Here is a 19302-nt window from a genome sequence, read left to right as displayed (position 1 = left end):
ATATAAAAAGATTGTCAATATGATTAAATTTAAAGTTAAAAAATTATTAATTTTGAGAAATTTTAAATGAAGGGAATTAATCGAAAAGGATTTAATGAGCAAGAATTGATAAAATGACAAGTCCGAATTAATGTTTAATACTATGATTCATCGTAAGAACAAAGGGGCTATACTTACATACGAGACTTAAGGAGAGCTCACTTAAGTATATTAACAGTAATTGCTCTAGGAAAATGTTTAGTCCCCAATTAAATAAAAAAAGAGTAATTCGAATACGATTACTCTCCTTTCAAAACTATATTTTCCTGCATAATATAATTAAGAGCGAGTTCTTTTAATTAATTTGATTACACCATATATAATTCCAGCAATCATTAAAATTGCAACTGGTAAAACTACAATCATTCCTAACCTTCTAGGTACTCTCCTATTCAAGAATAGATGATTTTGTTATATTATCTTTTTCATCACAGACAACATTCGTTCTCCTAAAATAAATAATTGGATAAATATTCCTCAGTAATTAAGTATACAATACCAAATATTTCCAAAAGGGTTAAATATTCAAAATAAATTTATTAATTTTTAATCTGAAAAAACTATGTAAACTAATCGACCCATTTTGAGCATGTAAATTAAAATGCAGTATGTTTGCTCAAACACCGATATCATATGTTAGTTAACTCAATAAAAGGAACATATCTAGACATTTATTAGAGAAGGAAGTAAATGTGCCGTAGATAAATTTTGTTAATATAATATTATTATCTTAGCTAATTAAAATAAGTGTAAATTTTCTACGGGAAATTAAGTAAATATTAAAGTGTAAAAATAACTTGCATGAATAAAATTATGGTACTAGTAAATAGCCTAGATAATAGACTTTTTCGTTTTATTGATTGCCAAATCCTTGTTTAGGCTAGACAGAAAAAGTGTGTTACTACTATAAAATCGAGATACGTAATTAACATTTAGTTTGTGAGTCTAAAGTATATATTTATTTCTAATTAGGTAAGAGTTTTTGCTATATTGAAATAATAAAAACTTCAAAAAAAATAATGTGAATAAGTGTTGACATTTACGAAAAATAGGAATAAAGTATGTATTAATTGAATCGCGAAAAGCAATGATAGGAATTTTAGTAGTGGAGTTTTCCCTGTAACAGAGAGCTGGTGGTTGCTGCAAACCAGTACATAGAACACATGAATTACGATCCTAGAGCATCTTCCTCGAAACGAATTGTGAGGGGAAGACGGTGAAGAGCCGTTATGAAATGAAGATATTAGTATTGTTTTTAATACTAATAATTTAGGGTGGTACCACGAATAGACTATTTCGTCCCTACTGTGCAAACAGTAGGGACTTTTTTATTTTAAGAAAATAATTTAATTAAATAATAAGCAATGAATGGAACGAAAGTAGTGAAGTTTTCCCTGTAACAGAGAGCTGGTGGTTGGTGCAAATCAGTACATAAAACGACATGAATTACAGTCCACGAGCATCTTCTTCGAAACGATTAGTGAGGGGAAGACGGTGAAGAGCCGTTATGAAATGAAGATATTAGTAAGTTTTAGTAAAAACAGCTAATAACTAGGGTGGTACCGCGAATTTAAAGTTCGTCCCTACTGTTTGCACAGTAGGGATTTTTTTATGTAAAAAAATCCTGTGTGCATGTATAGATGTGACGGAATAAGCTACAAATGTGAGAAAAGAATGATACTTGAACGATACCACCGAACGCCTTCCATATTTCGTGGTGTCTAGTTCCAGGCGTTAGCCCCTCGAGGTCATAAGCCAAAGTCCAATAAAGATAAAAACCAATCTTTATCGGCCTTTGTCTTATGCTTGTCGGGGCTGAGCAAACGCCTTCCACATTTCGGGTTTGAAAGGAGTGATGTGTTTGGTTGATTACGACTATAAATACCGAATAAAAAAAAGATTTTGTAGAAAGAAGGAGTAATTTGGAAAAAGTAGAAATGGTTAAATGATGGAAACTTGCTTAAAAATGCTCAAAAAAAGCTTTTAGCAAGATATAGATAGAACGGGTATTTTTAAGAAAGTAGAGTAATAGATTTTTAAGTGAAATAATTTTTAAAAAGGGGAATTGATGACATGAAAGAAGCAGCTTTTGAAACTAAAATAATACCACCTCATTTGAAACAATACTTATCGGAGCAAAATTATGATCTTTACACGCCAATTGATCACGCTGTATGGCGCTATGTAATGAGACAAAATCATCATGCATTAAAAGATAGAGCACATTCTGCATTTGTCGATGGACTAAAGATGTCAGGAATTGAAACGGAAAAAATTCCAAATGTAGCTGAAATGAACGAGTGCCTTTCAAAAATCGGTTGGGGTGCAGGAATCGTTAATGGATTAATTCCAGGTGCTGCATTTTTTGAACTTTTAGCAAATGGTATTTTACCAATCGCAACTGAAATTAGACAAATAACGAATATAGAATATACACCTGCTCCAGATATTATTCATGAGGCTGCAGGACACGCGCCTATTCTTTTTGATCCTGTATTTAGAGAATACGTACAAAAAATTGGTTCAATTGGTGCAAAGGCATTTGCTACAAAAGAAAAACAAGAATTATTTGAAGCAGTTAGAAATTTAACGATTGTAATGGAAGATCCAAAATCGACACCTGAAGAAAAAGCTGCTGCACAAAAATTAGTTGAAGAAAGACAAAAAGCAATCGTTGGAATTTCAGAAGCAGAAAAAATTTCACGCGTATTTTGGAGAACAGTTGAATATGGTCTAATTGGTGAAGTAGATAATCCAAAAATTTACGGCGCTGGTTTATTATCTTCAGTAGGTGAAAGCACACATTGCTTTACAGATGCAGTTGAAAGACTACCTTTTTCTATTGAAGCATCTACATTACAACCGAAAAATATAACTGAAATGCAAGCACAATTATTCATATGTAAAGATTTTGATGAATTAATGCAAGGTGCTGAAGAATTAGCAAGCACTATGGCATTTCGTGTAGGTGGAACAGAAAGCTTAGATAAAGCTCTTAAATCGAAAAGCGTTGCTACATTTGAATTAAATTCAGGATTAAGTGTAACTGGTATTGTTCATGCAATCATAAAAGATGAAAACGGTGAAGCAATTTACGTTAATACAACTGGCGAAACTGCACTTTCAATTAACAATAAGCAATTAGAAGGTCACGGAAAAGACTACCATGCTAAAGGATTTGGTACACCAATTGGACTTCTAAAAGGAAATATTGAATTAGAAGAATGTGACGATGCTGCACTTGAAAATTTAGGTATTGTCGTAGGGAACTTTGTTGATTTAGAATTCTTAAGCAATGTAAGCGCTTCCGGTAGAATTGTGAATATCATTAAGAATGAAGACAAAGTTGCACTAATCTCATTTGAAGACTGCACTGTTACTTACGAAGGAAAAGAATTATTCAAAAAAGAGTGGGGAACTTTTGATATGGCAGTTGGTTCTCGAATTGAATCAGCATACCCTGGCGCAGCTGACCCAACATCTTACTTTAGTGATTCAATTAAAGAAGTAGAGTTCGTAATGGAAACACCTGCCCCATTAACAGAATTAGAAAAATTATATAAAGAAGTTAGAGTAATTAGAGAAAAGAATTCATTCTGTGATGACTGTATTTCTAAACTAATTGCTGTGCATAATGAGCTTAATCGTGAACACCAAAGTGATTGGTTATTACGTTTAGAATTACTTGAAATTGCTACGGTTAATGCTAAATTAGCGCAAATTGTTGAGCCGCTAAAAGCTGAATTGGAAGCATTAAGAAAAGATGATTCTTTAAAGAATCTTATTACAAATGGCTTAAAGCTAGTATAATATGTAAGAATATTGAGAAAAGCATTACTTCTATTGAAGTAATGCTTTTCTTGTTAATTAGTTCTGGTAATCTAAAGATATAAATTTTTCATAATGAGAGAGGTGTTAACAGTGGGATTTGAAGTAAAAGGAATTGATCATATTCAATTAGTTTGTCCAAAGGATGGAGAGGATGAGGCTAGAAAATTCTATAATGAAATTTTAGGTATGAAGGAATTGCCAAAACCGGAAAATTTAAAAGGCAGAGGTGGATGCTGGTTTATTTGTGGTAATCAAGAAATTCATATTAGTATTCAAGAAGATTTTATAGCACCTAAAAAAGCTCATCCTGGTTTAATTGTTACAAATATTGAGGCGTTAAGGGAGGAACTTCTTCAACTCAATTTTGAAATCAAAGAGGAACCACCAATAGAAGGCCGTACTCGATTTTTTGTAAATGATCCATTTGGAAATAGAGTCGAGTTTTTAGAATTTCATTAAGCACTAATTGTTAACCACTGTAAATTGACGGTGGTTTTTATTTTTAACTAAATTGAATTGTTAATTTTAAGAAAATTGATATGATTTAATTATCATATACAAAAGAAGGTGCTTTATGGCTAAACAATTAAAATTACCTAAAGAGTTACAAATTTATAAACAAACAATTGAGTCTACTGTTAAAGATTCAGTTGAAGTTGAACCAATAGTAAGGAAGACTTCTTTAATAGAAAGTAAGTTTTCAGGGGATCCTTATTTTCCAGTTAGTATGGAGTACCCAATGGATGAAAAAGGTGAGCCTATGAAATTGCTTGCTCAGATTAATTATTCTGAGTTACCAAAAATGGAAAATTTTCCAACATCGGGTTTACTTCAATTTTTTATAGCCATTGATGATGTATATGGACAAGATTTTGATCAACCAACCAGTCAAAAAAGCTTTAGAGTCATCTATCATGAAAATATAAATGAAACAAACCTAATTGAAGATTTCTCTTTTATTACTGGAGATGTAGAAGATGAATTTCCAATTGGAAAAGAAGCTGCAATGAAGTTTGAATTAACTGCCCAACCAATATCCCCTGAAGCAATGGACTTCGAGAAAATCGATTTAGATGTGCCATTTGACGCGGAAATTGACAATGATGATTATGAAGAGTTAGGTGAGCTTTATTTTGAGTATTTTAGTGGAGATGGTCATCGAATTGGGGGGTATCCATACTTTACTCAGTCAGACCCGAGAGGATATTTTAAAAAAACTGAAAGCCACTCGATCTTGTTATTACAAATTGATAGTGATGACACAATTGAATGTATGTTTGGTGACGTTGGAGTAGCGAACTTCTTTATTAAGAAAGAGGATTTATTAAAAAAGGATTTTACTAATGTTCTATACACTTGGGATTGTTGCTGAATAGTACTAGATGAAAGAGAGCATTATCCCGCTATAAGCAGGAAGTAATGCTCTTTTTATGGAACTAGTAATGAGTGAATAAAAACATAACTTAAATAGTCCCAATTTTTAATTATTTTCACTTGTAAAAGTTGCAAGGAGGTTTGTTATGAAATTTATCGCATTCGAAAATATACACTTAGATGAAGCGGCTAGTCTTTTGGCTATCCGTCATATGTATGACCGAAGTATAAACCCAGAGTTACCATCTAAATTTGAAGAGGCTACTTATGCTAAGAAAGCTATTGAGGCGCTTTTTAATGAAAAGGATCGTTTTGGTATTGCAGCGGTGAATGATTCCGAGTTAGTTGGCTATATGATTGGGGCAATTCAAACAGATAAAAATCGAGAACGTCATACATGGATTAATTATGCAGGAATGGCTATAGCAGAAAGTGAAAATGAAGAGCTATATCGTGAATTATATGCAGAGTTTGCGAAGAAAATGGTAGAGCTTGGTTCGTTTAATCATTATGTAATGGTACCAAGTGGAAATAAGTCTACTTTAGATGCTTGGCTTCATTTAGGATTTGCCTATGAACAGGTTCATGGTATACGTGATTTGTCAGTTTCGTCGGATAAAGTATTTGAAGATATTCAGATTCGATTGGCTACTAGTGAAGATGAAAAAAGAATACGTGAATTAGCAACTGTAATCATGGAACACCAAGCGAAATCACCGGTATTTGCACCAGGGTTTATTGAAGAAAGAGATGACTATCAGGAAGGTTACGCAGAAATTATTAATGATGAAGCGGCAACGTTATGGTTAGCGCTCCATCGAAATGAGATTGTAGGTTTTCAAGTATTTGAATCAGCAGCAGCATCTGATGAGAATTTATTAACACCTGAAACTTGCATTAGTTTAGTAGTAGGAGCAACGGTCGAATCTTCTCGGGGAATCGGTGTTAGTAAGGCCTTATTACGTCATGGACTTACTGTTGCAGACAAAGAAGGCTATAAACTTTGCGAAACGGATTGGAGAATAACGAATTTAGAATCCTCGAGATTCTGGCCAAAAAATGGTTTTAAACCGATAGCATATCGTCTAGTCCGTAAGATTGACCCAAGAATAATATGGGCAACTGGCGTTTAATGGGTCAGGAAAAGCAGAGAAATTAGGGAGTGTAGGAAACAGATGAAATTAGTTGGTAATAATATATATTTAAGACATTTAGAAGTTGCAGATGCAGAGGATTTTTTATCATACGAAGTTCGAAATAGAGAGTTTTTTAAACCATTTACATATATAAAAGACGAGAGTTTCTATACTTTGGAAGCTCAGCAGGATCGTATTAAGTCATATAAAGAGAAAAGCGACAATGATCTGTATTATGGCTTTGGTATCTTTTTAAAAGAAACAGACGCTTTTATAGGTTTTACGATGCTAGCAGAGGTTTTAAGAGGAGATTTACAAAGTTGTTTTGTTGGTTATTCTTTAGATGAACAACAAAATGGTAAAGGATATACAACTGAAGCTGCAAAGTTAGTTGTAGAATATGCCTTTAATGAATTAAAATTACATCGCATTGAAGCGGGTGTAATGCCGCATAACATTGGTTCAATAAGAGTATTAGAAAAGGCGGGTTTCCATAAAGAGGGAATTGCCAAGAAAAATGTACGTATAAATGGGAAATGGGAAGATCACCAAATGCTAGCTATAATTAATGAAAATGAATAACTATAAAACTTTTGGAGGGATTAATATGAATATTATTAGTTATCCGGATTTATCAAGTAGACCACATAGTCTCACTGTGGAACGAGTAATGGAAAATTCTAAAGATGTGTTATATGAAGCTTGGACAAAAAGATTTGGTGACTGGTTTGCTGCGCCTGGTTCAGTGATTATGAAGGCAGAGGTTAATTCTGTATTTTTCTTTGAGACGCATTTTGAGGATAAACGTCATCCACATTATGGTCGCTTTTTAAAACTTGAGCACAATCAACTTGTTGAGATTACTTGGTTCACTTCTGGATCCAAAACGGAAACTGTAGTCACTGTAGAGTTTTCAACAAATGAAAGTGGAGCAGCAGTTATTAGATTGACACATGCAGGATTCCCAGATGAATTATCTAGAGATCAACACGAGCAAGCGTGGCCGATGGTGCTTGAACAACTTGATCGTCGAATGAAGGAATTAACATAAGTATGAAAAAAGAATCATTTCTTTTAGAGCTACAAGTATTAAAAGAAATTGCCGAAATATTAAACGAGGGTACTGATTTACACAGTACTCTCAATTGTGCTTTAGCCAAATTAGTTCAAGTTACAGGTCTAGAGACAGGTTGGATTTTTTTAATTGATGAAAATGGGGGCTTTGAATTAGTCGCTTCACATGAATTACCTCCAGCCCTTATGAACGAAGAGGCTAAGCCGATGTGCAATGGAGATTGTTGGTGTGTAGATAAATATAATACCGGAAGACTTAATAAGGCATCAAACATTATGGAATGTAAGAGATTAGAAGACTCAATTATTCATAATTGGGGAGAAACAAATGGTGTCACCCATCATGCGACTGTACCACTACAAGCAGGTGAAGAATCTTTTGGTTTATTGAATGTTGCTGCTTCTAATAAATTAAAATTTGATCAGGAAGAATTGAATTTACTAGGCGCAGTTGCATTGCAAATTGGAACAGCAATTAAACGAATTCAATTAACAGAAAAGGTAAAAGAGTTTGAGTTGATTCAAGAAAGAAATAGACTTGCAAAGGACCTACACGACTCAGTTAGTCAATTATTGTTTTCCATTAATGTAACTGCTAAAGCAGGTGCAAATGTATCCGACAGTCCAAAGTTAAAGGATACATTTAATCATATTCAACAAATTGCCCAAGAAGCACAAGCAGAAATGAAAGCATTAATATGGCAGCTTAGACCACAAGGTATTGAAAAAGGAATAGTTAGTGCATTAATTAACTATGGTGAAATGCTAGGATTAAAAGTAATTAGTAATGTAAAAGGAACAACAATATTACCTTCTAAAATAGAAGAAACGTTATGGCGTGTAGGCCAGGAAGCGTTTAATAATTGTAGAAAACATTCAGGACAAAATACGATATATTTACAGTTATCAATCAGTACAAAGAAAGCAAAAATGACGATTCGAGATCAAGGTGTAGGTTTTATATGCCCAAAGGATGTACAAATTCCAACATTAGGTTTGAAAAGCATGAAGGAAAGAGTCGAATCGTTAAAAGGGTCGTTTTTAGTTGAAAGTGATTTGAATAAAGGAACAAAAATTACGACGAATATCCCTTTTTAAGAAGGAGAGTTTTATGTCTATTAAAATATTAATTGCTGATGATCATCATGTAGTTAGGAGAGGACTTATTTTCTTCTTAAATACACAAGATGATATCGAGGTTATTGGAGAAGCATCGAACGGAGAAGAGGCATTAAGCTTAGTAAAAGAGTTAAGACCTGATATTGTCATCATGGATTTAGCGATGCCAGTTCTAGATGGAATTGAAGCAACCAAAAGAATAAAAATAGAGGGCTTAACAGTTAAAGTAATGATTTTAACTAGTTTTTATGATCAAGATCATATTTTACCTGCAATTGAAGCTGGTGCAGCGGGATATTATTTAAAGGATAGTGACCCAGATGAGCTCGTTTCCGCGATTCGAAAGATACACGATGGGGAAAAACAGTTTCATTCGAAGGTTACGACGCAATTAGTTTCTGCTTTAACTGGGAAGATAGAAATGAAGAATGATGATTCATTTCAAGACAAATTAACTAAGCGAGAAATGGATGTATTGAAGGAAATTACGAGGGGAAAGAGTAATAAAGAAATTGCAGCATCTTTATTTATTACAGAAAAAACTGTAAAAACCCATGTTTCGAATATTTTAGCCAAGACTCAGCTTCAAGATCGAACTCAATTGGCACTATATGCAGTACGAAATGGGATTTTGAAATAGACATTAGTAAGTTACAGATTTTAATTTTTTAATAGAAAGGAAGAGTGTTATGCGAATTCTTGTATTAGGAGCTGGAGGAATTGGCGGCTATTTTGGAGGACGCTTAGTAGAAAAGGGAGAAGATGTTACATTTCTAGTACGAGCTAATCGAAAAAAACAGCTAGAGGAAAATGGTTTAGTCATTCGTAGTGTGAATGGTGATTTTTCATTTCAACCGAAACTAATTACTGCAAAGAGTCCTGCCGAGACTTTTGACATCGTGCTTTTCTCAACTAAGTCATATCATTTAAGCGACGCTATTTTAGATGTAAAACCGTTCGTAGGTGATCAAACTGTTATTTTACCTCTTTTGAATGGTATTGCTCATCTAAATCCCTTAAAGCAGGCTTTTGGTGAAGAAAAGGTTATAGGCGGTTTATGTTTTATTGAAACAACTTTGAACGAAGCCGGCGAAGTTGCTCAAACAAGTAAAGCTGCTAGACTTGTATTTGGTGAATTCTTAAGCAAAGAAACTGACCGAATTAAAACAATTGCTGATGCATTTAGCGGATCAAAAGCTGACTTTGTCCATAGTAAGCAGATTGAACGAGACATGTGGCATAAATATTTGTTTATTACTGTAATGTCTGGTGTTACGTCTCTTATGCGTGCCCCAATTGGTCCAATTAGAGAAAGTGATGGTGGAAGAGCTACAATCCGTGAATTATTTGAAGAGTGCGCTAAAATTATGAGATCCCATGGTGCACCGATTTCTGAAAATATTGTGGATGAGCATATGAAATCAATTGATGCTCTTGGATATGATATGAAGTCCTCTTTGCAGAGGGATATGGAAAAATGGTCATTGGTAGAGGGGGATCATTTGCAAGGGTATTTACTAGAACTTGCAAAGAAAAAGGATATAACTTCTAAATTACTTGAATTAGTTTATCAAAATATTAAAGTTTATCAAAAAATGAATCAAGATCGTATTAATAAAGATATCGAACATTTATCAGTTTGAAATCTACAACTTTAGTTGTAGATTTTTTTCATTTATATATACTCCTAAACGTGTAGAAAAGTTCTATCAAACGACTGAAGTTCGGACTTTATTAATTGACTATACTAAAGGTACGAATTAAAGGAGTGGAAAATATGAATATTATAATGATTAATGGTAGTCCAAGAAAAGAAGGTCGTACAGGTAAATTAACTACAATCATCTCGAAAAAATACAATGTAAAAACAATTGATTTAAGTGAACTAGTATTACCAATTTATAATGGTCAAGAGGAACAAAATGAAAATGCTAATATCCAAAAACTAAATTCACAGCTAGAAAATGCTGATGCTATGATCATTGCAACACCGGAATATCATGGTGGAATGAGCGGAGCATTAAAAAACGCTTTTGACTTTTTAGGTAGTAAGCATTTTAAAGATAAGCCAGTTGCAATATTGGCCGTAGCCGGTGGAGGAAAGGGTGGCATTAATGCACTTAACAATATGAGAATTGTTTTAAGAGCATTATATGCAAATGTTTTATCGAAACAAGTTGTGATTGATCCATCAGACTTAATATCAGAAGGTACTGCGTTAGAAGAAAATACATCTTATTCAGTAGATAGCTTATTTCAAGAATTGAAGCTCTATACACAAATATCAAAAGAGCTAAATGAAGAATGGGCAACATCAAACTATTAAAGAATAAGGTGATGACAATGAAAAACTGGGTTCAGTTTAGAATTGCAAGACCTACAAACCAATTAGCTGAAATAAGTAAGTTCTATGGAGAGGGGCTAGGCTTAAACCGTGTGGGTGGTTTTCAAAATCACGACGGGTACGATGGAATCATGTTTGGATTACCTAATGTTGAATACCATTTAGAATTTACTCAACATATTGATGGAAGCCCATGTCCTGCCCCAACAAAGGATAACCTTTTAGTATTTTATATACCTCAAAAAGCGGAAATAAATCTTGTCAAAAACCGATTAAATCAAATAGGTTATATTGAAGTTGAACCTGAGAATCCTTATTGGCTCGGAAAAAGTATTACATTTGAAGACCCGGATGGATGGAGAATTGTGTTAATGAATACTGAAGGGTTGCGGAATACTTAGAATTTCATTTAAGTAAAAAAACACGATGAAGGACCTTCTATAGAAGGTCCTTCATCGTGTTATACCAAGTAGTCAATTTTTTTAGAGTTGTTGATATAACGGTGAAATTTTTTGATAAGGAGTTTGAATCTGGAAAGGGTCTTAAAAAATTATGTATATTCTATTCAATGAAATATACATAAATTGAATTTTTCAATTTCCCTATACTAATGGCCTATCTATTAGTGTTGCAAATTCAAGATTGTGTTCATGATCATCGTTGATCGTTGTCATTCCTTTGACAAAGTGAACATGCTTACCGTTTCCTACCGGAATAGGAGGGCCGGTTTCAATAATAACTTCGTGATGATGATCGAGAAAATCTGTATTTACTACAATTCGATGTATATGACTGTGTCTTCCTACGGGGATGACCTCACTTGTCACGCCAGCAAAACGATGATTATGTCGGTCGTCACCCTCTTCTGCCAATTTAGTACTTGCCACAAATTCATGTACATGTGTTTGTGGTTTTTCTTCTTTGTGTTTTTCTTCTTTCTCTTCATTAGCCTCTCTTTCATTTTCTTCATTAAACTCTCTCTCTCTTTCTCTTTCCCTTAGTCTTTTTCGATACTCAAACGGGTCTCTTTTCATAAAATGACGCTCCCTTCAATAAAGATTGTCTTCTTTTTTCATCTTATTAGGACCAGTAAATAAATATGTTTATTAAACGTTAATATTTAGATATTTTTTCATTTAGAATTATTGAATTACTTTCATAAAAAAAGTAAAATGGAATAAATACTTACAAAAAGAAGGTTGTTATAGGTGGATACTTTCGATTTGAAAATTATTAATCGCTTAATGGATAATTCTAGAATAAAATGGGCGGATTTAGCTAGTGAGATTGGCTTGTCAGCTCCAGCTACTGCTGAACGTGTTAACCGATTAGTTGAACAAGGTGTGATTAATGGGTTTGGTGTGCTAGTTGATGCAGAAAAAGTTGGAAGTGAATTAACTGCGTTTGTAGCTGTCTCGCTTGAGCGACCTGAAAATCGTGCTCCTTTTTTAGAGCTTGTTAATCAACTAGAGGAAGTGCAGGAATGTCACCATATTGCGGGGGAAGATGATTATTTACTAAAAATAAGAAGTAGAAATACAAAAGACTTGGATCGAGTAATTAGCCATGAAATAAAAGGGTTAAAGGGCGTAATAAGAACAAAAACAACAATTGTAATGGATACAACGAAAGAAACCTTTCGACTGCCATTACAAAAACATAAATTTTCTATAGAGTAGGGAGGGCAACATGAATTTTGAATTTTATATTAAAGGATTAATCATTGGCTTATCAATTGCTGCACCTGTTGGACCAATTGGAGTACTGTGTATCCGTAGAACTCTAGCGTATGGAAGAATGGTAGGTTTAGTTTCTGGTCTTGGGGCTGCTACTGCTGATGGTATTTATGGTTTAGTTGCAGGCTTTGGATTAACTATCATTATGAATTTTTTAATTGGTCAGCATTTTTGGATTCAGTTAATCGGTGGTTTCTTCCTCTGCTATTTAGGTGTAAAAACACTTATTTCAAAAGCCAGTTATACTCAATCCGATACGCAGAAGAAAAATATAATTCATGCGTTTTTATCGGTTTTATTTTTAACGCTAACAAACCCAATGACGATTCTATCATTTATCGCCATTTTTGCGGGATTAGGAATTTCGAATTCAGATAGCAATATTGTTTCTTCTGTCATTTTAGTATTAGGTGTTTTTTGTGGTTCAAGTTTGTGGTGGGTAATATTAAGCAGTGGCGTGGGATTATTTAGAACTCGAATCAATGATCGGTCTTTAACATTAATTAACCGTTTATCAGGTATTATTATTATTATTTTTGGTGGTATAGCTTTATATGGATTAATGTAGAGTAAGCGTAAGAGGGTATTTAGATGTTATTAATTAAAAGTTTTGTATTAGGTCTATCAGTTTCTGCACCTGTAGGACCGGTTGGTTTATTGTGCATACAAAGAATTATATCTAGGGGAAAAACAGCTGGATTTATGACAGGATTAGGCGCATCTTCGGCTAACTTATTTTACGCTAGTATTGCCGCATTTGGTTTTTCCATTATTTCATCATTTTTAATTGAGCAGGAATTTGTTCTTCGAATCGTAGGTGCAATATTTTTATTTTATTTAGGAATGAAAACCTTTCTAAAAAGACCTACTAAAACTGCTTCAAATTTAGAGGGTGAAGGCATGGTTAGCATGTTTCTCTCTACATTTTTATTAATGATCACAAATCCTGTAACTATTTTAAACTTTGTAGCAATGTTTACAGGACTAGGTTTTGACCATAGTTCTACATCTATTAGATTGACAGTTTCACTAATTATAGGTGTTTTTTTAGGTGCGGTTTCTTGGTGGCTTATTTTAAGTAGTGTAGTTAGTTTGTTTCGAAATAAAATTACAAATCACTTAGGTTTAGTAAATATAATGGCTGGTTTAATGATTGTTGTTTTAGGAATTACGTCATTTATTAAGTAAAGGAAGCTATGTATTAGTAGCTTCTTTCCTTTAAGTTTGTGTAAAATAAATAGTATTGACAATTAATAAGTGTTGTAACTATAATGGTTACATCGGAGGTTGAATCCTATGAAAATCAGTAGTCGTTTTACCGTTGCTGTTCATATTTTATCTTTGGTCACGATTGAGAATAGTTCGCTTTGTACTTCCGAATGGATTGCAGGAAGTGTAAATACAAATCCGGTCGTAATTAGAAGAGTAATGGGAAAACTTAAGAATGCTGGCTTAATTCAAGTCCGTCGAGGAACCGGTGGAGCTTCACTTCGTAAGCCTTTAAATGAAATTACTCTTTTAGATGTTTATAGAGCAGTTGAAGTTGTAGAAGAAGGAGAACTTTTTCAATTTCATGAGAAACCGAATCCGAATTGTCCAGTCGGTGCAAATATTCAAGCAGTGCTAGAACTGATCTTAAATCGAGCACAAGAAGCAATGGAAAAAATACTGGATGAAGTTACTATGGAAGAATTAGTTACAGTATTAAGTAAAAAAATTGGATAATATCATTCAATTTTTTTTGTGAATGATGTAACTGTTTTTGTTACATCTATAGTATATTTTTTAAAACTAGTTGTAACTATCTTAGTTACGTCTATAATTTCAAATCAACTTTAATAAATTTAAGGAGGAAGAAAAAAGATGAAAATTGGTATTATTGGAGCAACAGGAAAAGCAGGAAACCTTATTTTAAAAGAAGCAGTAGACAGAGGACATGAGGTAACAGCAATCGTAAGAAATGCTTTTAAATTAACAAATAAAGAAGTATCAGTATTGGAAAAGGATTTATTTGATTTAAATTCAACTGACTTAAAGCAATTTGATATTGTTGTAAATGCATTTAAAGCAGCTGAAGGTCATGAGAATCTTTATATTGAAGCTGGGAATGTTTTAATAAATGCTTTAAAAGGTGTTAAGGATACTAGATTAATCGTAGTTGGTGGAGCTGGAAGCTTGTATGTTGATGAAGAAAAAACGATTCAATTAGTAGACACACCTGAATTTCCAAAAGAATATTATGCTACTGCATCTCATATGACAAAAGGTCTTCAGGACTTACAAAAAACAACTGATATTAAATGGACATTTATTAGTCCAGCGGCATTCTTTGATCCGAATGGTAAACGTACTGGGGCTTATCATAAAGGAAAAGACAATTTTATTGTTAATAAAAAAGGTAATAGCTATGTAAGTTATGCTGACTATGCAATTGCATTATTAGACGAGATTGAAAATCCACAGCATATTAATGAACGATTTACTTTGGTTTCTGAAGCATAATAAGTTTCAGACAGTTGACAAACGCTCGCTTTCTTCGTTGCTTCGCCTGTCTGCGGTGCTCATTACCGACTAAGGTAACTCCGCTCCTCATCAGCCTTCGCGCCTCGAAAGACAAGCGCTTGCAATCAGTCTGAAAATCAAGTTTAAGCGATTCTTTATGAGAATCGCTTTTCTTATTTATAAAAATAAAAATGGACCCCTTAGTTTGAGTTCCACAAATGATTACCTATATTTGTTTCTTTTTATAACCATAAAAATACATACTTAGAGGCCACCAAATAACTGCAAAAATTGGATATACAGCCCAAATTGTATCTGGGGATGAAATGATATTTACAATGATAAAGAATAGACTAATTAGTATGCTAGCTGTAAACGAAAATGCTACAAACGCTTTTCGATTTGCATGATAAATGGATAATGGCCACCAAATAATTGCAAATGCCGGATAAATGACCCAAGGATAATCTGGGGAAGCGATAAAATTCAAAAAACCATAGTATGCGATCGTAATGATACTGCCAAGGAGTGCAATCGGTAATGTTCTAGCATTCTTACCTAAATGCATGAGAATTGGCCAACTAATAATGGGAAAGGCAGCATAGAAAAACCAAAGATAATCAGGTGAGTGAACTAAGTTCTCTGTTAACAAGAAAGCTAGGAGTACGATACTACTAAAGAGTGAGAATTGCTTCATCGATCTTTTTCCAATGAAATATAAACTTATTGGCCAAAATAAAATGAAAAAACATGGGTAAATAAACCAAATCGTGCTAGGAGATGTAATAAAATTAACGAGCATAAAAAAGACCATCGTCATAATACAGCCTGCAGTTGCAAAACCGATATAATTTTTCACTATTTTTCACCTCACTTTTTACGTTGCCAGTAGAAATACATTGAAAGAGGCCACCATAATAGACCAAACGTTGGGTACACAAACCAAATAGTCTTCGGAGTGTAGTAAAAATTAATAAATAAGAAGAGAGCAATTAGTAAGCCACTACCCCAAATTGAATAGGATAAATTTAGTTTTGCAAAATTTGCTTTCTTGCTATCTGGTTTTTTAACACCAAGTTCTCTCTTTAATTCCTCAATGTCTCCAAATTCTACAATTGCTTTGTTTATAGCATCTTCTTCTTCCTTCCCATTTTCCATTAAAAACATGACTTTTTCTTCTAAGTTCTGAATAATCTCTTGTTTAACTATTTCTGATTGCTCAGTTTTAGGAACATCTTTAAATAGTTCTTCAATATGATTTCTAATTTTTTTCATTATATCTCCTCCATGAATAGATCAATAATTTCTTTTACTTCTTGCCATTCTTTTACTAATTCACTTAAATATGCTTTACCTAATGAAGTAATTTTGTAATATTTTCTTTTTCCACCGTGCGTAATATCACCAAAATAAGCTTCCACTAATTCTTTTTTTTCTAAGCGCTGAAATACAGCATATAATGTTGCTTCTTTTATTTGAAACCGATTGTCTGTCCGTAATCCAATTTCTTGAGAAATCTCATACCCATAGCGGTCCTTCTCAGAAATAAGTTTTAATATGATTGAGTCAAGATGCCCGCGTATGATGTCACTTCTAACCATAATTCACCTATTCGCCTTCTATAATATTATTCTATCTGATAGAGTAATGTTAACAATAATTACTCTATCTGTCAAAGTAATTTTATGTGATTTTGTTTATGACTATTCGAGAGAAGTGAAATAAGCCTGTCCGAAGCAAAAATAAAATAATTCTTTTCTGTGTCCTGCTTTACTATATGTCACATTTTTTGTATTTCATTCGTCTTAATTAGTGAAGAAAAAGAAAGGGAGAGATAATATTATGAATTTAAATCAAATAGATGGTCATCAAAAATGGGATGTTACTGTATTAGGTGGTGGGATTGCGGGGTTAACTGCAGCGATCTACTTAGCTCAAGCAGGTAAAAAAGTACTTCTATTGGATAAAGCAGCTAAATTAGGTGGGAGAGGTAGTTCGAATACAATTGGCGATGCATATTTAAATCTTGGAGCACACGCATTATATATAGACTGTATCGAAATTTTAAATGAAGTGGGTGTTACTGTTTCTGGCAGGCTTCCAAAATTGTGTGGTGCATTTATTCTTGGTGACCAATCTAAACAAATGAAAATAATAGAAGCATTTAATTTATTTTTGGGTAATCATTTAAAATGGAAAGAAAAAATGGAATTTATTCGATTTTACCGACATATTCGTAAAGTGGATTTAGAGGAAATCAATCATATTAGTTTAGAAGAATATTTAAATAGAAAAATAACAAGTCGTCGTGTAAAGAATTTAATTTTAGCTTTTATACGTGTATCTACCTTTACAAGTAATTCTGAATTAATAAGTGCAGGAGTGGCAATTGGTCAGCTTCGTAGCGCGAAAGTAATGTATATAAACGAAGGATGGCAATCAATTGTTAACGACCTAATTAAAAAGGCGAATCAACTTGGTGTTACGATTCAAAATAGTATAGTAGTGTCTAAAATTACTGGCTCTTATCCAAACATAAATCTTATCTTGAAAAACGATACTAGGATCAACACCAGCTGTTTGTTATCGACCATTAATCCAATTGATTTAGTTAAGCTAATAGAAGAGCCAATCTCAGATTCATTTTTACAAAAATGTAATCAAATGATTCCAGTAAAAGCTGCATGCCTTGACCTTGTAATGAAAGGATTACCAAATCCAAAACTCAACTTTGCTTTAGGTGTTGATCAACCATGGTATTTTTCAAATCATTCATCAGTAGCTAAATTATCGAATAAAGAAGGAGAAATTGTAGTTCATCTAATGAAATATTTAAACTCGGTCAACGAAACAGATTCGAAAAAAGATGAGGAAGAACTAGAAGGTTTGCTTGATGTACTTCAACCAGGTTGGAGAGATTATGTAATTTCACGACGCTATCTTCCTAAACTTATCGTTTCTAACGACATAAAAAAGCCATTTCAGAAATTGGATAATCATTTATCAAATAGTGATGTTGGCTTAGAAGGCATTTATATTGCAGGAGACTGGGTAGGGGAGACAGAACTTCTATTAAATGCATCACTAACAAGTGTTAAAAATGCTACTAAACTAATAAATGAGAAGCTTGAACTTCAACTAATTTAAAATAGAGGAGAAGATACTTCATGGAAGTAGACTATCTATATTCTCAATATAAGCCACTTTTATTTTCAATCGGATATAGTATGCTAGGATCGGTTGAGGATTCGGAGGATTTGGTACAGGATACTTTTCTCACAGTTCAAAAGTTGAATCAATCCATCACAAAAGAAGAGCCGAATAATATAAAAGCATTCTTATGTAAAATAATGACAAATCGTTGCTTGGATTTATTAAAATCCTCAAAAAATAAGCGCGAAGTTTATATAGGACCGTGGCTTCCAGAACCGATTATTCAAAACTTACCTGAAGATTTAAATGATGATCCGATGGAAAAGATGATTTTAGATGAAACGATAACCTATGCATTTTTAGTTTTACTTGAACAGTTAAATCCAACCGAAAGAGCAGTATTTGTCTTACGAGAAGCCTTTCAGTTTGACTTCCGTACAATCGCTAATATTTTAAATAAGACCGAATTGAATTGCCGTAAAATATTCAGTAGACTTAAGCGCAAAGTCCAAAGTAAGGATGTAGTTGAAAAACGAAATCTAAATCAAGAGCTAGACATTGCAAAACGATTTATTGAAGCCGCGGAAACAGGTAATTTAGATATACTAATATCACTTTTAACGGAAGATATCGTACTAATTACAGACGCCGGTGGCAAAACGAAGGCTGCCCTTCGCCCAATCAATCTACAGAAAAATGTTATTGCATTCCTTATTGGTGTAAGGAAGAAAATTAACACTCCATCCGAAACTGAAATTGTTTTGATCAATAATCAAATTGGTTTAATTGTTAAAAGTGAAGGCGAAGAGCCAACCGTAATTTGTTTTGAAATAGAAGGAGAGCGTTATCGAAGTATTTATATGGTTCGAAATCCTGAAAAAATAAGATTTTTGGGATGAATATTAGAACATTTTAAACCTTAGAACAGGGTTCCCACTTTTTTATGGGATTCCTTGTTTTTTTGTTTTTATATAAGCAGGAAGAAGAGATTTAG

General features: G+C 33.3%; 22 protein-coding genes and 2 other annotated features. Of the genes, 18 read left to right on the top strand and 4 right to left on the bottom strand.

Annotation, left to right across the window (positions count from 1 at the left end):
* Positions 1 to 1117 precede the first annotated feature (1117 nt).
* Positions 1118 to 1346: a binding site (T-box leader), on the top strand.
* A 48-nt stretch (positions 1347 to 1394) separates the two neighbouring features.
* Positions 1395 to 1627, top strand: a binding site (T-box leader).
* Between the two features lie 485 nt (positions 1628 to 2112).
* From CN514_RS07365 to CN514_RS07315, 11 genes are all read left to right on the top strand, one after another.
* Positions 2113 to 3849 carry an aromatic amino acid hydroxylase gene (locus CN514_RS07365; protein WP_098232035.1) on the top strand — a complete coding sequence of 579 codons (1737 nt, stop codon included), beginning with the start codon at positions 2113 to 2115 and terminating at the stop codon, positions 3847 to 3849.
* Between the two features lie 111 nt (positions 3850 to 3960).
* Entirely contained in the window at positions 3961 to 4329 is a 369-nt protein-coding gene (locus CN514_RS07360) for a VOC family protein (protein WP_098232034.1), read from the top strand.
* A gap of 115 nt (positions 4330 to 4444) precedes the next feature.
* On the top strand, positions 4445 to 5242 hold the full coding sequence (locus CN514_RS07355) for a YwqG family protein (protein WP_098232033.1): 798 nt from the start codon (positions 4445 to 4447) through the stop codon (positions 5240 to 5242).
* A 148-nt stretch (positions 5243 to 5390) separates the two neighbouring features.
* Positions 5391 to 6377, top strand: a complete 987-nt coding sequence (locus CN514_RS07350) for a GNAT family N-acetyltransferase (RefSeq protein WP_098232032.1) — start codon at positions 5391 to 5393, stop codon at positions 6375 to 6377.
* Positions 6378 to 6419: 42 nt separating this feature from the next.
* Entirely contained in the window at positions 6420 to 6962 is a 543-nt protein-coding gene (locus CN514_RS07345) for a GNAT family N-acetyltransferase (protein ID WP_097975151.1), read from the top strand.
* Positions 6963 to 6987: 25 nt separating this feature from the next.
* Positions 6988 to 7431, top strand: a complete 444-nt coding sequence (locus CN514_RS07340) for an SRPBCC family protein (protein WP_098232031.1) — start codon at positions 6988 to 6990, stop codon at positions 7429 to 7431.
* A gap of 2 nt (positions 7432 to 7433) precedes the next feature.
* The gene (locus CN514_RS07335; protein ID WP_098232030.1) at positions 7434 to 8552 is read left to right on the top strand and encodes a GAF domain-containing sensor histidine kinase; all 1119 of its coding nucleotides are present in this window, start codon (positions 7434 to 7436) and stop codon (positions 8550 to 8552) included.
* Between the two features lie 13 nt (positions 8553 to 8565).
* Positions 8566 to 9213, top strand: coding sequence for a response regulator (locus CN514_RS07330; RefSeq protein ID WP_098232029.1), 648 nt, complete (start codon positions 8566 to 8568; stop codon positions 9211 to 9213).
* A gap of 49 nt (positions 9214 to 9262) precedes the next feature.
* Complete coding sequence (gene panE / locus CN514_RS07325) at positions 9263 to 10216, top strand: 2-dehydropantoate 2-reductase (RefSeq protein WP_098232028.1); 954 nt, start codon at positions 9263 to 9265, stop codon at positions 10214 to 10216.
* Positions 10217 to 10350: 134 nt separating this feature from the next.
* On the top strand, positions 10351 to 10899 hold the full coding sequence (locus tag CN514_RS07320) for an NADPH-dependent FMN reductase (RefSeq protein ID WP_098232027.1): 549 nt from the start codon (positions 10351 to 10353) through the stop codon (positions 10897 to 10899).
* Between the two features lie 17 nt (positions 10900 to 10916).
* Positions 10917 to 11318, top strand: coding sequence for a VOC family protein (locus CN514_RS07315; RefSeq protein ID WP_098232026.1), 402 nt, complete (start codon positions 10917 to 10919; stop codon positions 11316 to 11318).
* A gap of 201 nt (positions 11319 to 11519) precedes the next feature.
* On the opposite strand, the gene CN514_RS07310 is transcribed toward CN514_RS07315, so the two are convergent.
* Positions 11520 to 11951, bottom strand: a complete 432-nt coding sequence (locus tag CN514_RS07310; protein ID WP_098232025.1) for a YmaF family protein — start codon at positions 11949 to 11951, stop codon at positions 11520 to 11522.
* Positions 11952 to 12125: 174 nt separating this feature from the next.
* Between CN514_RS07310 and CN514_RS07305 the strand changes: the two genes are divergently transcribed.
* From CN514_RS07305 to CN514_RS07285, 5 genes are all read left to right on the top strand, one after another.
* On the top strand, positions 12126 to 12596 hold the full coding sequence (locus tag CN514_RS07305; protein ID WP_098232024.1) for an Lrp/AsnC family transcriptional regulator: 471 nt from the start codon (positions 12126 to 12128) through the stop codon (positions 12594 to 12596).
* A gap of 10 nt (positions 12597 to 12606) precedes the next feature.
* Positions 12607 to 13221 carry a LysE family translocator gene (locus CN514_RS07300; RefSeq protein WP_098232023.1) on the top strand — a complete coding sequence of 205 codons (615 nt, stop codon included), beginning with the start codon at positions 12607 to 12609 and terminating at the stop codon, positions 13219 to 13221.
* 23 nt (positions 13222 to 13244) lie between these two features.
* On the top strand, positions 13245 to 13841 hold the full coding sequence (locus CN514_RS07295; RefSeq protein WP_098232022.1) for a LysE family translocator: 597 nt from the start codon (positions 13245 to 13247) through the stop codon (positions 13839 to 13841).
* Positions 13842 to 13949: 108 nt separating this feature from the next.
* Positions 13950 to 14378, top strand: coding sequence for an Rrf2 family transcriptional regulator (locus CN514_RS07290; RefSeq protein WP_098232021.1), 429 nt, complete (start codon positions 13950 to 13952; stop codon positions 14376 to 14378).
* 138 nt (positions 14379 to 14516) lie between these two features.
* Positions 14517 to 15155: an NAD(P)-dependent oxidoreductase gene (locus CN514_RS07285; RefSeq protein WP_098232020.1), complete on the top strand. Its 639-nt coding sequence runs from the start codon at positions 14517 to 14519 to the stop codon at positions 15153 to 15155.
* A 226-nt stretch (positions 15156 to 15381) separates the two neighbouring features.
* Here CN514_RS07285 and CN514_RS07280 read toward each other — a convergent pair whose 3' ends face one another.
* From CN514_RS07280 to CN514_RS07270, 3 genes are read right to left on the bottom strand one after another with little or no spacing between them, the layout of a single operon-like run.
* A complete protein-coding gene (locus tag CN514_RS07280; RefSeq protein ID WP_098232019.1) occupies positions 15382 to 16014 on the bottom strand; it encodes a hypothetical protein in 633 nt (210 codons plus the stop codon).
* An 11-nt stretch (positions 16015 to 16025) separates the two neighbouring features.
* Positions 16026 to 16430: a permease prefix domain 1-containing protein gene (locus CN514_RS07275; protein WP_098232018.1), complete on the bottom strand. Its 405-nt coding sequence runs from the start codon at positions 16428 to 16430 to the stop codon at positions 16026 to 16028.
* Positions 16430 to 16756, bottom strand: coding sequence for a PadR family transcriptional regulator (locus CN514_RS07270; protein ID WP_056469746.1), 327 nt, complete (start codon positions 16754 to 16756; stop codon positions 16430 to 16432). The genes CN514_RS07275 and CN514_RS07270 overlap by 1 nt, the downstream gene beginning before the upstream one ends.
* A 241-nt stretch (positions 16757 to 16997) precedes the next feature.
* Here CN514_RS07270 and CN514_RS07265 point away from each other — a divergent pair, with 241 nt between their 5' ends.
* Both CN514_RS07265 and sigJ read left to right on the top strand, forming a co-directional pair.
* Positions 16998 to 18302 carry a phytoene desaturase family protein gene (locus CN514_RS07265; protein ID WP_098232017.1) on the top strand — a complete coding sequence of 435 codons (1305 nt, stop codon included), beginning with the start codon at positions 16998 to 17000 and terminating at the stop codon, positions 18300 to 18302.
* 20 nt (positions 18303 to 18322) lie between these two features.
* Positions 18323 to 19207, top strand: a complete 885-nt coding sequence (sigJ, locus tag CN514_RS07260) for an RNA polymerase sigma factor SigJ (RefSeq protein ID WP_098232016.1) — start codon at positions 18323 to 18325, stop codon at positions 19205 to 19207.
* Positions 19208 to 19302: the final 95 nt, after the last annotated feature.

It is taken from the genome of Bacillus sp. AFS001701, from assembly GCF_002559405.1.
In the GTDB taxonomy this organism is placed as follows: Bacteria; Bacillota; Bacilli; order Bacillales; family Bacillaceae_G; genus Gottfriedia.
The sequence above is the reverse complement of the archived record's forward strand: the minus strand, read 5'-3'. Positions and strand labels throughout refer to the sequence as shown.

Excerpts from the sequence above, each read along its gene's own strand:
- CN514_RS07365 (WP_098232035.1), top strand. The coding sequence starts at position 2,113 with ATGAAAGAAGCAGCTTTTGAAACTAAAATAATACCACCTCATTTGAAA.
- CN514_RS07300 (WP_098232023.1), top strand. The coding sequence starts at position 12,607 with ATGAATTTTGAATTTTATATTAAAGGATTAATCATTGGCTTATCAATT.
- sigJ (WP_098232016.1), top strand. The coding sequence starts at position 18,323 with ATGGAAGTAGACTATCTATATTCTCAATATAAGCCACTTTTATTTTCA.
- CN514_RS07335 (WP_098232030.1), top strand. The coding sequence starts at position 7,434 with ATGAAAAAAGAATCATTTCTTTTAGAGCTACAAGTATTAAAAGAAATT.
- CN514_RS07330 (WP_098232029.1), top strand. The coding sequence starts at position 8,566 with ATGTCTATTAAAATATTAATTGCTGATGATCATCATGTAGTTAGGAGA.
- CN514_RS07355 (WP_098232033.1), top strand. The coding sequence starts at position 4,445 with ATGGCTAAACAATTAAAATTACCTAAAGAGTTACAAATTTATAAACAA.
- CN514_RS07350 (WP_098232032.1), top strand. The coding sequence starts at position 5,391 with ATGAAATTTATCGCATTCGAAAATATACACTTAGATGAAGCGGCTAGT.
- CN514_RS07275 (WP_098232018.1), bottom strand. The coding sequence starts at position 16,430 with ATGAAAAAAATTAGAAATCATATTGAAGAACTATTTAAAGATGTTCCT.
- CN514_RS07345 (WP_097975151.1), top strand. The coding sequence starts at position 6,420 with ATGAAATTAGTTGGTAATAATATATATTTAAGACATTTAGAAGTTGCA.
- CN514_RS07320 (WP_098232027.1), top strand. The coding sequence starts at position 10,351 with ATGAATATTATAATGATTAATGGTAGTCCAAGAAAAGAAGGTCGTACA.
- CN514_RS07315 (WP_098232026.1), top strand. The coding sequence starts at position 10,917 with ATGAAAAACTGGGTTCAGTTTAGAATTGCAAGACCTACAAACCAATTA.
- CN514_RS07295 (WP_098232022.1), top strand. The coding sequence starts at position 13,245 with ATGTTATTAATTAAAAGTTTTGTATTAGGTCTATCAGTTTCTGCACCT.
- CN514_RS07290 (WP_098232021.1), top strand. The coding sequence starts at position 13,950 with ATGAAAATCAGTAGTCGTTTTACCGTTGCTGTTCATATTTTATCTTTG.
- CN514_RS07265 (WP_098232017.1), top strand. The coding sequence starts at position 16,998 with ATGAATTTAAATCAAATAGATGGTCATCAAAAATGGGATGTTACTGTA.
- CN514_RS07310 (WP_098232025.1), bottom strand. The coding sequence starts at position 11,951 with ATGAAAAGAGACCCGTTTGAGTATCGAAAAAGACTAAGGGAAAGAGAA.
- panE (WP_098232028.1), top strand. The coding sequence starts at position 9,263 with ATGCGAATTCTTGTATTAGGAGCTGGAGGAATTGGCGGCTATTTTGGA.
- CN514_RS07340 (WP_098232031.1), top strand. The coding sequence starts at position 6,988 with ATGAATATTATTAGTTATCCGGATTTATCAAGTAGACCACATAGTCTC.
- CN514_RS07285 (WP_098232020.1), top strand. The coding sequence starts at position 14,517 with ATGAAAATTGGTATTATTGGAGCAACAGGAAAAGCAGGAAACCTTATT.
- CN514_RS07270 (WP_056469746.1), bottom strand. The coding sequence starts at position 16,756 with ATGGTTAGAAGTGACATCATACGCGGGCATCTTGACTCAATCATATTA.